This is a genomic window from Flagellimonas allohymeniacidonis (assembly GCF_004296335.1).
Lineage (GTDB): Bacteria > Bacteroidota > Bacteroidia > Flavobacteriales > Flavobacteriaceae > Flagellimonas > Flagellimonas allohymeniacidonis.
Genome location: NZ_SGIU01000002.1, coordinates 1,524,396 through 1,537,712, shown reverse-complemented (window position 1 = coordinate 1,537,712; position 13,317 = coordinate 1,524,396). Strand labels below are relative to the sequence as shown.

Sequence of the window (13,317 nt, the reverse complement as noted above, 5' to 3'; positions counted from 1 at the left end):
TTAGTAATTTATTTTGACTACTTAACCCTTTATGGGTTGCTTTAGAAGTTTACTGGGTTTCTTTGGTCTATCCCTAAGTTTTTCGATAACAAAATCCGTCATTTTTTGATAAAGGTGGTTCCGTGTATTGCCACCATAAATACCATGGTTTCTATCTGGGTAAATGGCCCAATCAAACTGTTTGTTAGCCTGTATTAGAGCCTCTGCCATTCGCATTGAATTCTGTACATGCACGTTATCATCCCCAGAACCATGCACCAGCAAATAATCGCCTTTTAGCAACTCAGGATAGTTAAAGGGAGACTCGTTGTCATACCCTTCCGGATTTTCCTGTGGTGTTCGTAGAAATCGTTCTGTATAAATAGTATCGTAAAACCGCCAGCTTGTGACCGGGGCAACGGCAATGGCCATCTCAAAAACATCATTTCCCTTTAAAAGGGAATTGGTACTCATGTGCCCTCCAAAGCTCCAACCCCAAATACCCGTTCTGTCTTCATCAATATAGGGTAATTTGCTTAGCTCTTTGGCAACGGTAATTTGGTCTTCGGTTTCATACTTCACTAAATTGAGGTAAGTGGATTTTTTAAAATCCCTTCCTTTAAAACCAGTCCCCCGACCATCAACACAGGCCACAATAATATCCTGGTTTGCTAGCATTTGGTGCCAGTAGTCATTGCTTCCCATCCATCTATTGGCCACCTGTTGTGACCCCGGGCCACTGTATTGATATAGGAATAGGGGATACTTCTTGGATGGATCAAAATTCTTGGGCTTCAACATCCACATGTTTAAATCGTTGCCGTTAATGTGGATTGTGGAAAATTCCTTGTCCACCATCTCATATTCGTCAAGTGTACTGAGCAAATCAGCATTGTCCTTGATCTCCTTTATTTTTTTTCCATCATTGGCACGATGTAACGTAAACTCATAAGGAGTTTTGGAGTTTGAAAACGTGTTGATATAATACGTAAAATCTGCGCTGAAATCCCCAGAGTTGGTTCCCTCTTTAGCGCTTAAGCGCTTCTTTTTCTTTCCTGAACTCGAGATGCTATAGATGTCTCGATTAATGGACCCGTTCTCAACGGACTGGTAGTAAATTCGATCATTGGCTTGATCATAGCCGTAGTAGTCAGTGACCTCCCATGGACCACTGGTAACCTGTTTCTTTAATTTTCCATTTTTATCATAGAGGTAAATATGATTGAACCCATCCATCTCGCTGGTCCAAATAAAGCTATCATCAGGTAAGAAGGTAAGGTCATCGGTGACATCCACATAAGCTTCGTCCTTTTCCTCCAATAGGGTCTTTACCGAATTATCCGAGGCATTGACCTCATGTAGCTTGATATGGTTCTGATGACGATTGATGGTCTGAACACTCAAATAGTTGGGATTGTTCATCCATTTGATTCTAGGAATATAGTATGCCTCCCCTAAATCCACCTTCGAAATGGAACTTGAAGCAACATCCAACATATGCAAACTAACCTTGGCATTTTCCTCACCGGCCTTTGGGTATTTAAATTCGTATTGGTACGGATAGAGATCTTGTCCGTATACATCCATCGAAAAATGGGGAACATTGGTCTCATCAAATCGAAGAAAGGCAATTTTGGTTCCATTACTGTTCCAAGCAAAAGATCGAACGAAAGCAAATTCTTCCTCATATACCCAATCGGTAACCCCATTGATTATGGAACCGTAACTTCCATCGGTGGTAATCTGTTGGGTGTTTTTGCCGGCCACATCGAAAATATAGAGGTTGTTATCTCTAACGTAAGCTACTTTTGAACCATCAGGTGATAAGAGAGGTTCCTGAATTTTGGACTCCGAAATTTTGGTGATTCCTTTGGAAGCAATATCGTAAACGTAATAAATCCCCAGCCTTGATCTTCGAAAAATGGGTTCAACCTCCGTGGCCAAAATAATTTTGGACTCGTCATCGCTGAAGGTATAGGAAGTAAAATAGGGTATCTGGCTAGAAGATGCGACCAGGGTCTCCACTTTTTCCAAAGTGGTATAGTCGTATTTATCCAAACTGCTGTTTCGCGGAGATCGATTGAAGTTAAGAACAGTATACTGCTTTCCATTTTTCATGGACCGAAGGACTTCCATGCCCTCCGTTCTAAAAGTTCCGTTCCAAATGTTTTCGAGGGTTATTTTTTTCTGTTGGGCAAAAGTGAAGGTCAATACGCCTGAAAGGAATAGGCTAAAAAGGAACTTTTTGTTCATCGATGTTATAAATTGATTAAAAACCATCAAGTTTACTAATATTTATTCAGAATGTAAACTTTGATGTTGCAAATGCAACAAGAATTGGGCCATAGTGGCCCGTTTGAAATCGTTAAAACGACCTTTATCATTATATTTGGTTCCTTTAACCGAACACTATGAAAGCTCCTGTAGAAGGCTTTTCGCGATTGGCCAAAAATGAAAAAATTGAGTGGATCGCAAATAATTGCACAAAAGATCCCGAGCAAACCAAACAGCTTTTAAAACGGTATTGGAATCAGGACGCCAAAGTTCAAAAACTGCATGACGAATTCATAGAAAACACCCTTTCCAACTATTATCTCCCCTTTGCCATAGCCCCCAATTTTCTCATTAACGGAGAGTTTTTTGCCATCCCCATGGCCATCGAAGAAAGTTCGGTGGTTGCAGCCGCCAGCAAAGCGGCCAAGTTTTGGCTTTCACGAGGCGGGTTTAAGACACAGGTTCTGGGAACCGAAAAAGTAGGTCAGGTACATTTTATTTTTAGGGGTGATTCTGAAAAGCTTGAACGCTTTTTTGAAGAAATCAAGGAGGATCTTATTAAAAGTACTGCGGATATCACTGAAAGCATGGAGCGGCGTGGGGGTGGTATCACCGCCATCGAGCTTAGGAACAAAACTGAAAATATTTCAGGATACCACCAATTGCATTGCACTTTTGAAACCTTGGATGCGATGGGAGCCAACTTTATCAACTCTTGTTTGGAGCAGTTTGCAAAGACCTTGAGGGAGAAGGCAAAAGCCTATCCCCACTTTAGTGACGAGGAAAAGGATTTGGAGATTGTGATGAGTATCCTATCGAACTATGTACCCAACTGCATTGTAAAGGGAGAGGTTTCTTGCCCAGTGGAGGAATTGAACGAGGATGATCTGTCGCCGGAACTTTTTGCAAAAAAAATGGTGCAGGCTGTCCAAATTGCCAAGGCTGACCCCTTTAGGGCGGTGACCCATAACAAAGGCATTATGAACGGTGTTGATGCCGTAATTCTTGCCACAGGAAATGACTTCCGTGCCATTGAAGCGGGCATCCATGCCTATGCGGCCAAAGATGGTTCCTATTCGAGTTTGACCCATGCCTCGATAGAAGATGGGGTCTTTACGTTTTGGATAGAAATACCTTTGGCGTTGGGTACCGTTGGAGGTTTGACGTCTTTGCATCCTTTGGTCAAATTGGCACTTGAAATTCTTCGTAATCCAACCGCAAAAGAATTGATGCAAATTGTGGCCGTTGCCGGACTAGCACAAAATTTTGCAGCCTTGCGTTCACTGACCACTACTGGCATCCAAAAGGGCCATATGAAAATGCACCTTATGAATCTTCTCAACCAAATGGGTGCGACAGAGGATGAAAAAACCACTTTGGTAAATTATTTTAAGGACCGAACCGTCACCAATGCCTCCGTAAAAGAAGCACTCGAAAACCATCGTTCCTAAATGGAGAAAGAGTTTTACAGCAATGGAAAATTATTGCTCTCTGGGGAATATGCCATTTTAGATGGCGCCCTAGGACTCGCAGTGCCCACCAAATTTGGACAATCTTTGCAAGTGGAAGACACTGATACTGGCCTGTTGGAATGGGAAAGTAAGGACGAGAACCACCAACTTTGGTTTCAAGCGAGTTTTGATTTAAATGATTTAACACCCATTGCATCAAGCGATATGGGTACGGCCCATATCTTAAAAGAGTTACTTTCCGAGGCAAAAAAACAAAACCCAGCTTTTCTTGCCAGTGCAAACGGGTTGAAAGTGACCACAAGCTTAGGTTTTCCACGAGAATGGGGTTTGGGCACCTCCTCCACCTTAATTAACAATATAGCCCAATGGGCAGAGGTAGATGCCTATCAATTGTTATGGAATGCCTTTGGAGGAAGCGGATATGACATTGCATGTGCACAACACAATGGTCCCATACTGTATCAAGTCAAAAATGGAAAGGTCACTGTGGAGGAAGTTGGTTTTCATCCGTCCTTCAAGGATGATCTCCTTTTTGTTTATCTCAAACAAAAACAAAGCAGCAAGGAAGCCATAGCTGCATATCGAGGTAAAATGTTCGATAAAGAGGCTTTGATTTCCAACATCACCAGAATTACCGGGAGTATGGCCACGGCCCAAAATCTTTCTGAGTTTGAAGCGTTGGTTGGGAAGCACGAGATTGTTTTATCCAAAATCCTTGGAATCCCACCCATAAAGTCCAAACTTTTCCCGGATTATCCAGGTAGTATAAAGAGTCTTGGAGCTTGGGGAGGAGATTTTGTACTGGCGACTGGAGGAGCTGGTGCCAAAGATTATTTCCGATTTAAAGGATACAGCACGCTGTTATCCTATAAGGATATGGTACTATAAACCAATAACACATTATGAGATTACCTTTTTTTCTTGTTTTAGCTTTTGCCTTTTGTTCGATGGGCTGTAAAACTGATAGCCACAGCAAAACCTATGAAAGTGAATCCTTGGTAATAAAACAGTTGGGCAACAAGACTTTTCTTCATATTTCCTATTTGCAGACAGAAGACTATGGAAAAGTGGCATGCAATGGAATGATTGTAGTGGATAATGGTGAAGCTTTGGTTTTTGATACCCCCACCAACGATACTGCTTCTTTAGAGCTTATCCGCTGGGTAGAAAAAGAATTGAAGAGTGTGGTCAAAGCTGTTGTTGTAAGTCATTTTCATGAGGACTGTCTAGGAGGTTTAAAGGAATTTCATCAAAACGGTAGCGACTCCTATGCTAGCGAAATGACCCTTGAATTGGCGAGGCTGAACCACTATGCCATTCCAAAAAACGGGTTCATCAAATCCCATTCTTTAAGGATCGGAGATAAAAAAGTACACTTGGCGCATTTGGGAGAAGGGCATACGAAGGACAACATCATAGGCTATTTTGAAGGTGATAAGGCCTTGTTTGGTGGGTGTTTGGTAAAATCGGTTGGTGCCAGCAAGGGGTATTTGGGAGATGCAACTATTGAAGATTGGTCAGAAACTGTCGCCAGAGTAAAAAAAGAATATCCTGAAGTTGAATTGGTTATTCCGGGACATGGAAAACCTGGAGGAACAGATTTACTGGACTATACCATTGAATTGTTCAAGCAGTAAAAAAGCCCCTTTAAAGGGGCTTTTTCTATAGTAATGCTCTATCCTTAATAAAATGTGGCTCGTTTATCATCTATTTCCGAACCTTCCTTCAAGGCCTTAAAGACGTCTCCATTCACTCTACCATATTCATTGGTTTTCAATGTTTTGGCATACGTAGAAAAGTTATCGAGTTGAGGAGCTTCTTCCTTATTGGTCACTTTGATCATATAAATACCAGATTCTCCTTTCAACAGTGCAGAAGTGGCATCTTTATCCAAGGCGAAAGCTGTACCGACCACGTAGGGTTCCCTACCGGCTCCAGGCAATGTTGGTGATTTTCTGGTCAAGGCTGTTGCGGTTGATACGATAGTTTCATTGTCCTTGGCCAGTGCATCCAAACTTTTCCCTTGATTGGCCGCAATCAGTTGATCCGCCTTTCTTTCTTTTCTGATTTTTGGCAATGCCGTGGCCGAAGCATCTTCAGGGGACATGAGCCCTTCCTTGTACTTCCTGGTCAATTGTACTACGGCATATCCATTGTTCATATTGAAACGCTTGATATCACCAACCTCGGTATCGTCATTAAATGCCCACTGTACTATGGATCTTTGAGACCCAAGCCCGGGTAGATTTTCGTCCATTCCCTTAAGCTTATTTACCGGTCTAACACTATAGTTACTTTCACTTGCAATGTCGGAGAAAGCTTGAGCTTCAGCATCAATTGCTGCCATTTCGAATTTGGTGGCATCGGTAAATAAGGTGTTGATGGTTTCCTCAGAAGGTTCAATCTCTCTTGAAAGGGTAGCTACCTGAAGAATATCTTGCTTGTCATCTACTTTAATAACATGATAACCAAATTCAGTTTCCACCAAACCGATTTCCCCAACATCATTACTAAAGCAAAAATCATTGAAGGCATCGGCCATAACTCCTTCTTGGAAGTATCCCAAATCCCCACCTCGAGGTGCTGATGGACCATCTGAATTCTCACGGGCCAACACTGTAAATTGAGTGCCATCCTCTTTCGCTTCTTCCAAAAGCTCCTGGGCTCTTTCCTCGGCCTCTTCTTTTGTGCGGGTTATTTCGGGATTTGCACGTTCTGCACCTTCGTAGGTAATCAAAATATGACTGGCCTTAACGGTACCGTTGGCCTTTTTATCCATAATCTTGGAAACCTTAAAGAAATCCCCATCACGGTAAGGACCGTGAATTTCACCAACATTCAAAGCAATCAAAGTATCTGCAACAGATGATGGTAAATCTTTTTGCGCTCTGTAAATGGTATCGAACTGGGTATCAGAGTTACGATCCAAGAAGGCATCCATATCCGTGGTATTCCGAAAACCAGGAATCGTGTCAGTAGTATCACTTTCCTCTACGTACTCCACTGAGTCATCCATTAACGCCAAAATTTCATCCATCTTGGCCTTTTCATCAGATAGGGAGGCTTTCTCCTCGAAGAACACAAAACGGATATCCCTTGACTTCTCCTGTTGGTAATCTTCAGGATGCCCTTTGATGTAGGTTTCTATTTCAGCCTTGGACACTTGAATGGTACTGTCGGCAATTTTGGAATAGGGTACGCGCACATATTGAATATCAACCTTGTCATTGGCCAGTTTATAGTCGAATTCCCCTTCTGTCAGGGTTGCACCTACACCACCTTTTACCAAATTAAAATAGTATTGTTCCTTGGCAGATTGAATAATGGTTTTTTCAATGTACAACCAATCTTCATAGCGTACTGGGTTGTTCACACTCCAATCGGCAATGGCACTTCGGAAGACCTCTTCGTTGAAAATACCATTCTCATCCAAAAAATCAGGAATTTGGGCATACCCGGAATTTCTAACAAATTCCACGATTTGATCGCTTTCCACTTCAATGCCCAAATCTTCAAACTGTTGGTCAAGGATAGCTTTTCGAATTTGTTGTTCGTATACCGTATTGACCAATTGGGTAGAGGAAAAGCTTGGTCCAAATCGTCTAGAAGCATTTTCCACTTCACGTCTAAAATCATCTATAGAAATGCTCTCTCCATTGACTTCCGCTACCGCAGAACCCACTTTGCCTCCTCCAAAATCATTACCGGTGAAAACACCCGAAATTACAAATGCGAACAAGGCCAGTCCAATAATTAAAATTAGGACCGTTGTTCGTTTTCTTATTTTCTCCAATATTGCCATTCTACTGCTAGTTTTCTATATTTCAGTGGGCGAAAATACCATTTTCTTTTCAATTAGGAAAGCTGAAAAAGGCGGGTAAATTGTTAATCTTCAGTGAGTACTTGCACCGTGACCAAATCAATTTTTGTATTGGACACCTCGAGTATACGGAAAACGAAGTTATCCATTTTTATTTCTGAGTCCTGCTCCGGAATTTCCGCAATGCCGTTCATAATCAACCCTCCCAAGGTTTCATACTCATCACTGTCTGGAAGCTCAAGTTTATAGTTTTCATTGATATAATCCACCTCCAAGCGAGCGGAAAACTTATATACATTTTCACTCAACTGCTCTTCGTGCAAATCCGTACTGTCGTGCTCGTCTTCAATCTCTCCAAACAATTCTTCGATAATATCCTCAACCGTTAAGATACCTGAAGTTCCTCCATATTCGTCAAGTACAACGGCCATACTCTTACGTTTTTTGGTCAGCACGTTCAAAATATCCTGGATCAACATGGTTTCGGGCACAAGCTCCACCGGCAACAAAATACTTTTAATGGTTTTTGGCTTTTTAAAGAGTTCATAGGAATGTACGTACCCTATGATTTCATCGATACTTTCTTTAAAAACCAATATTTTGGAATATCCTGTTTCTGAAAATAGCTTGGTTAGGTTTTTCGGGGTTTCATCAAGGTCCACAGCGGTAATCTCGGTGCGGGGCACCATTACTTCCCTAGCCTTAACAGTTGAAAATTCCAGGGCATTTTGAAAAATCTGAATTTCCGAGTCCACTTCATCCTCTTCTTCCACCGTTTCCATTTGCTCGGTGATATAGTCCCCCAGTTCCAACTTGGTAAACGATAATTGAACCTCATCTCCTTCGGTTTTGAAAAAGACCCGAAGTATGAAATCAGAAATCTTGATGACCATCCAAGAAATGGACGAGAACAACAGGTAGAAAAAATAAGCTGGGATAGCGAATACTTTTAACAGCGTATTCGAATAAATCTGAAAGAAAACCTTTGGTAAAAACTCTGCGGTTATTAAAATAATCAGCGTAGAGATAATAGTTTGGGACAAGAGGCTGAAATCAGTCAACATTGAATTGATGAACTGATTCTGGGTAGGTAACAAGGTCTGAAACCACTCCATGAGCACATCCCCCATAAAAAAACCATAAATTACCAAAGCTATATTGTTCCCAATAAGCATGGTGGCGATAAACTTTGAGGGTTTTTGGGTGAGCCAACGCAACACCTTGGCCAAAAAACCCTCCTGCATTTTTTCAAGTTCGATATGGATTTTGTTTGCGGAAACAAAGGCAATTTCCATACCTGAAAAGAATGCAGAAAACAAAAGGGAAAGTGCTATGATGAGCAATGGGGATTCCACAACGGTTACTTGTTATTCTTTTTTCGCTCTTCGAATTTTTTGTAATAATGTCTCCTAAAAAGAAACATAAAACCAGTGATAACAGCCAAGAATACAAAAATGTAGGCCCGACTACGGTCAGCATCCCACAGATTGTAGGCCATGTAAGCCGATAGCACGCAAATCACCAAATTCACATAGATGGTGTATTTCATATATTTTCCCATAACTTATTGGTTTTCTTCTTTTATCATCATTAGGCCATAGGTCTTATGGGCCTTAAAGAAACTAAAATCTCTATTAAAATCCATTCCCTCCCCATCCATTACGGTTCCGTCCTCAGGGTTGGTATACGTAAAGGTAGCTTCGGTGAAAATCCAATTATTGGAACGGTCGAAGTACAGTTGTGGGGCCTCCAACTTCTTCCCATCATGACTTTCAATGACCACATTTCCTTGAAGGTCGATCAGGTTGGTCTGTGAATATACGATACCATAGTCCGCAGTAATCACACTTTTCTGGTTCTCATCATCAAAAAAGTCCACCTGCAATCCCTTCGGAAAGGTTCTATATTTGAAAGGCTGATTGTCGAAGTCCTCGGTCAAGGGACTGGTAAGAATGGCAATGATCTTGGAACTGTCTTGGTCCTCGGTGGTCATCTCTTCCTTGGTCTCGGTGTATGTAAGGGTGAAGTTTTGTGCCACCCCTTGAGGGAATACTGGTTTTATGGCTTCCTCTCCCACCCTTTCATAATCGTCCTTACATGCCATAAAAAGGATTGCCACGGTAAAAACCGTGGCAAAACACTTTAAAATATTTTTAGAAAAAGGGTTCACTCTATAAGTTGGGCACCTTTACGCTGCCACCTACCCAGCAGTTGAAACTAACCGTCTGCCCGGCTTTACCAGAACTAAAAATCATTTCCTTGGTAGGCGCTTTTGCAGCATAACTTGCAGCAGATTTGCTGGCCCTTCCACTAAGTGATGGATCTACTCGACCTGCTTTTCTTGCCATTTCAGCGGCCTTCCAATAAATCGCTCTCTTTTCAAATGGAGTACTTCCGCAAGCATTGGCGCTTGTTGCATAAAGGTTTGCGATCAACAAGTATGCCTTTCCATTGGATGGGTTGGCATTGACGGCCTTTAAAGCATAGCTTCTTGCTTGGGATTTGCTGCTACGGCGAACTGTAGTGGCAATTTTGTAGAGAATGTTTGATTTTCTATAGGAATCAGTCTCCAATTCCACTGCCTTGTTGAAATCGGCAATCGCACCTTTGCTATCTCCTGATTTTTGTTTTAGGGTTCCTCCATAGAGGTATGCATCTGCCGAAGGATCTAAAGCCAATTGAGCCTCGAAGAGTTTACGGAACATAGGGTCATCGGTACACTCTTTAGAGAACATACGTCCTACAGCTCTTTTTACCCAGTTTACATCGCCTTTTTTGGCTTCATAATTCTTTTCGTAAAGTGGAATTAAGTTTCCACAGTCAGCCAATGCCCCCAATTTGGAATCGATACTGGTAGCGATCTTACCATATGATTTGGAATTGGTGGTAGATGCCTTAAGTCTTCTTTTTTCTTTTGTGGTCAATGTCCCCAAAGAATCTTTTGGCAACAGGGTTTTGATAACGTCGGTCAACTTCTTGTTCTCTTCCTCAACTTTTTCCGTTACGTCATCATAAACATCAAAGACCTCTTGTAGATCTTTTGAACCGCCTTGGTGCAAATCAACCAATGTCGAAAAGTAGAGGTAAAGCGCCTTAGGGTTCTTAAAGTTCTTTTTATCATTCTTAAAGGCATTACCCAACAGATCATAAAGCTGAACGTCGGATGCCATTTTATTGTCGTAGGAAAGCAATGCCTTATCAATAGCTACCCCAGCTTTTGAGAATTTCGCAGGAAAATATTTAAGGCTATTGTCATACAATTCCATAAGGTCTTGGATATAACCATCTTTATCCGGACCTGAGGAATTCTTTATTTTATGGGCCAATATCTTTTCACCATAGGAAAAGTTGGCTTTGTTAATATCTGGACAGCTCTCATAGACCATCTTCCATGGTTCATAGGCAGCGTCATAATTTTTAACCTTTGCGTGCTCTGCGTAAATGGAAAGATTGGTCATACACTCTGGGTTTTGAGCTTGAGCCATACTTAAACCAATCGACATCAGGACCGCAATCATCGTTAAGTAGTGTTTCTTCTTCATCTTACTAATTTTAAAGTGGTTAATGTACTAATTTTTTATCAATTTATTTTTCTTTTAACGAACCATCTATCATTCAAAGAGAGGCTTGCATTAAATTGTAAATAGCTCTCCCGTATTAAGTTGGCGTCCGTGGTTCCTCTTTTGCCCAATTCAAAACCTAAGTTAAGATTGGAAAACGAATTGCCCAACGGTAAACCAAATCCAAAAGTTATGCCAAAATTGTTTATTTCCCTTCCGTTGACCACTAATCCGGATACATCATAACGCAGTCCCGCACGATAGGTAATCCTTTTAAAATAGCCGGATAGCGCCTTATAGTCAGGAATAAAATAACCTCCAAATGCAAAGCTATTTGCATCGCTATATTCTACGTTGTCCAGTCCTAAGAAATCATTTCGAAAACTACTAAATTGTTGGAAACTGTATTCCCCTCCAAAAAACCACTTTTTATCCTCTCCAAAACCCAACCCTAAGGTCGCGCGCGTTGGGATTTTCAGTTCTGTATTTCGTAGACCCGTTGCATCCAAATCCACATCAATAACTTCAATCTCCTGTCCATTGACCAACGAAAAGGAACCCAACCTTTCCGAGTTTTCAGCAACCAGATTTGCTTGTGTATTGATCAATACCGATGTATATAAGGTATACTTGTTTTTGAACGAAGGGGTATAGTTCAGAGCATAATTTACATCGAAACCGTTAATCCGTGATTCCCTGCGGTCCAAGGTCCCAAACTGAACGTCTTCCACGCTTTGAATCCTCTCATATTCCAAGGTTCCAAAATTGAAATTTGCCGTAGCTCCCAGACTTACATTTTTTATGGGTTCCCAACCGATTGAAAGGAACACCCTGTTTAATCCGCCTTCACCTCTAAACGCATTGGTGACCGTCTGCTGTTCTGAATTGGTCGTTTCACTTAACAAATCATAACCGACAGAGGAGAAGGGCATAAGCCCAAAACCCAAACCGATGTTCTTGCCCAAGGGAAATCCAATGGCCAAATACTCTAAATTGGTAACCGATGTATTCTGTTCTTCGGTAAAATCTTCAAGGCGATATTCGGTATGTGAAATTCCCGCTGTGTAGGTGGTCAGTTTTAATTTTGAAAAGGCCGCGGGGTTTCGAAGACTGTAGTGGATACTGTCTGCATAAAGACTGATGCCCCCCATCATTTTGTTTTCCACCGTGGCGTTGTCCCGAAGGTCTCCTATTCCGAAAGATGAATATGGTGATATGGTTCCATTTTGCGCAAATATGCTATGGGTCGCCACGCAAAAAAAAGCGATCAAAAATTTCTTTACCATCTAGCTTTTGTTGTATTCCAGCAAGTAATTAAGCCCCTCCACGAGAAATTTAGAATTCGCAAATATGGAATTTTTTAGTCGTTTGACAAAAAATTGAGAGTCACCGCCTGTTAAAATAACTGTTAAATCTTGAAAACGAGAGTGATACTGGTTAATGACTCCATCAATCTCTTGCACCAAACCATTGATAACCCCGCTTTGCATGCATGCTTCGGTGGAATTGCCAATAAAATCCATAAACTCTTCGGGTTGTAATAAGGGTAAGTTCTGTGTCTGGTTGTGCATCGCTTTAAAACGCATGTTCAAACCTGGTGAAATGGCCCCTCCAATGTACTCCCCTGCATCGTTCACAAGGTCATAGGTGATACACGAACCCGCATCGATGATCAGGGCATTGCTTCGGGGATACTTATAAAAGGCCGCCGTGGCCAGCGCAATACGATCCATGCCCAGGGTGCTAGGTGTGGCATAGCTATTTTTAAAGGGGACCCTTGACTGATGGGACAGGACGTGAACCTTGGAAAACAGGGAGACAATATCTTTCTCTTTGTTTTCAAGCTTGCCTACGGAAGAAATAATAGCACGTTCGATTCGCGGATGCAATTGGTACAACTGCTTGATCATGGAAAGAAATAATCCCGATTCCGAAGTTTCCATGTGAAGAATCCTATTGTTTTCAAAAACAGCGTACTTCACCAGGGTGTTTCCTATATCAATGACCAAGTTCATAAAACAAAGATCGAGAATTATAAAAAACCACCGGCTTTTTTCGTGTTTTTGTTTGTATATCCTAATTTTGAAATTATATTTGCACCCGCCTTGAAGAAAGGCAGCTCGGTACCTTAGCTCAGTTGGTAGAGCAACGGACTGAAAATCCGTGTGTCCCTGGTTCGATTCCTGGAGGTACCACAAAAAAAAGCCGGCTC

Annotated in this window: 11 protein-coding genes and 1 tRNA gene; 4 read left to right on the top strand and 8 right to left on the bottom strand. The window is 41.6% G+C overall.

Annotation, left to right across the window (positions count from 1 at the left end; translation table 11 throughout):
* Positions 1-21: 21 nt before the first annotated feature.
* The gene (locus EW142_RS15455) at positions 22-2,232 is read right to left on the bottom strand and encodes a S9 family peptidase (RefSeq protein WP_130615404.1); all 2,211 of its coding nucleotides are present in this window, start codon (positions 2,230-2,232) and stop codon (positions 22-24) included.
* A gap of 158 nt (positions 2,233-2,390) precedes the next feature.
* Here EW142_RS15455 and EW142_RS15450 point away from each other — a divergent pair, with 158 nt between their 5' ends.
* Genes EW142_RS15450 through bla form a run of 3 tightly spaced genes read left to right on the top strand, consistent with a single transcriptional unit; the run spans position 2,391 to position 5,362 of the window.
* Positions 2,391-3,704: a hydroxymethylglutaryl-CoA reductase, degradative gene (locus EW142_RS15450; RefSeq protein ID WP_130615402.1), complete on the top strand. Its 1,314-nt coding sequence runs from the start codon at positions 2,391-2,393 to the stop codon at positions 3,702-3,704.
* Positions 3,705-4,613, top strand: a complete 909-nt coding sequence (locus tag EW142_RS15445) for a GYDIA family GHMP kinase (protein WP_130615400.1) — start codon at positions 3,705-3,707, stop codon at positions 4,611-4,613. It begins immediately after the preceding gene.
* Positions 4,614-4,627: 14 nt separating this feature from the next.
* Positions 4,628-5,362, top strand: coding sequence for a subclass B1 metallo-beta-lactamase (gene bla, locus EW142_RS15440; RefSeq protein WP_130615398.1), 735 nt, complete (start codon positions 4,628-4,630; stop codon positions 5,360-5,362).
* Between the two features lie 44 nt (positions 5,363-5,406).
* On the opposite strand, the gene EW142_RS15435 is transcribed toward bla, so the two are convergent.
* The 7 genes from EW142_RS15435 to EW142_RS15405 form a co-directional block, all read right to left on the bottom strand.
* On the bottom strand, positions 5,407-7,527 hold the full coding sequence (locus EW142_RS15435; protein WP_130615396.1) for a peptidylprolyl isomerase: 2,121 nt from the start codon (positions 7,525-7,527) through the stop codon (positions 5,407-5,409).
* Positions 7,528-7,610: 83 nt separating this feature from the next.
* The gene (locus tag EW142_RS15430) at positions 7,611-8,900 is read right to left on the bottom strand and encodes a hemolysin family protein (RefSeq protein WP_130615394.1); all 1,290 of its coding nucleotides are present in this window, start codon (positions 8,898-8,900) and stop codon (positions 7,611-7,613) included.
* Between the two features lie 5 nt (positions 8,901-8,905).
* Positions 8,906-9,106: a hypothetical protein gene (locus EW142_RS15425; protein ID WP_205783292.1), complete on the bottom strand. Its 201-nt coding sequence runs from the start codon at positions 9,104-9,106 to the stop codon at positions 8,906-8,908.
* A 3-nt stretch (positions 9,107-9,109) separates the two neighbouring features.
* Positions 9,110-9,649, bottom strand: coding sequence for an LPS export ABC transporter periplasmic protein LptC (lptC, locus tag EW142_RS15420; RefSeq protein ID WP_130615392.1), 540 nt, complete (start codon positions 9,647-9,649; stop codon positions 9,110-9,112).
* Positions 9,650-9,716: 67 nt separating this feature from the next.
* On the bottom strand, positions 9,717-11,087 hold the full coding sequence (locus EW142_RS15415; protein ID WP_130615390.1) for a tetratricopeptide repeat protein: 1,371 nt from the start codon (positions 11,085-11,087) through the stop codon (positions 9,717-9,719).
* 38 nt (positions 11,088-11,125) lie between these two features.
* On the bottom strand, positions 11,126-12,391 hold the full coding sequence (locus EW142_RS15410; RefSeq protein ID WP_130615388.1) for a BamG family beta-barrel-assembly machinery protein: 1,266 nt from the start codon (positions 12,389-12,391) through the stop codon (positions 11,126-11,128).
* Entirely contained in the window at positions 12,392-13,120 is a 729-nt protein-coding gene (locus EW142_RS15405) for a type III pantothenate kinase (protein ID WP_130615386.1), read from the bottom strand.
* A gap of 107 nt (positions 13,121-13,227) precedes the next feature.
* Here EW142_RS15405 and EW142_RS15400 point away from each other — a divergent pair.
* Positions 13,228-13,300: transfer RNA gene (locus EW142_RS15400), tRNA-Phe, on the top strand.
* The last annotated feature ends 17 nt before the right edge of the window (positions 13,301-13,317 follow it).

Bases quoted from the DNA above. Each gene is read 5' to 3' on its own strand.
- EW142_RS15455 (WP_130615404.1), bottom strand. From the start codon at position 2,232: ATGAACAAAAAGTTCCTTTTTAGCCTATTCCTTTCAGGCGTATTGACC.
- EW142_RS15450 (WP_130615402.1), top strand. From the start codon at position 2,391: ATGAAAGCTCCTGTAGAAGGCTTTTCGCGATTGGCCAAAAATGAAAAA.
- EW142_RS15445 (WP_130615400.1), top strand. From the start codon at position 3,705: ATGGAGAAAGAGTTTTACAGCAATGGAAAATTATTGCTCTCTGGGGAA.
- bla (WP_130615398.1), top strand. From the start codon at position 4,628: ATGAGATTACCTTTTTTTCTTGTTTTAGCTTTTGCCTTTTGTTCGATG.
- EW142_RS15435 (WP_130615396.1), bottom strand. From the start codon at position 7,527: ATGGCAATATTGGAGAAAATAAGAAAACGAACAACGGTCCTAATTTTA.
- EW142_RS15425 (WP_205783292.1), bottom strand. From the start codon at position 9,106: ATGGGAAAATATATGAAATACACCATCTATGTGAATTTGGTGATTTGC.
- lptC (WP_130615392.1), bottom strand. From the start codon at position 9,649: ATGGCATGTAAGGACGATTATGAAAGGGTGGGAGAGGAAGCCATAAAA.
- EW142_RS15415 (WP_130615390.1), bottom strand. From the start codon at position 11,087: ATGAAGAAGAAACACTACTTAACGATGATTGCGGTCCTGATGTCGATT.
- EW142_RS15410 (WP_130615388.1), bottom strand. From the start codon at position 12,391: ATGGTAAAGAAATTTTTGATCGCTTTTTTTTGCGTGGCGACCCATAGC.
- EW142_RS15405 (WP_130615386.1), bottom strand. From the start codon at position 13,120: ATGAACTTGGTCATTGATATAGGAAACACCCTGGTGAAGTACGCTGTT.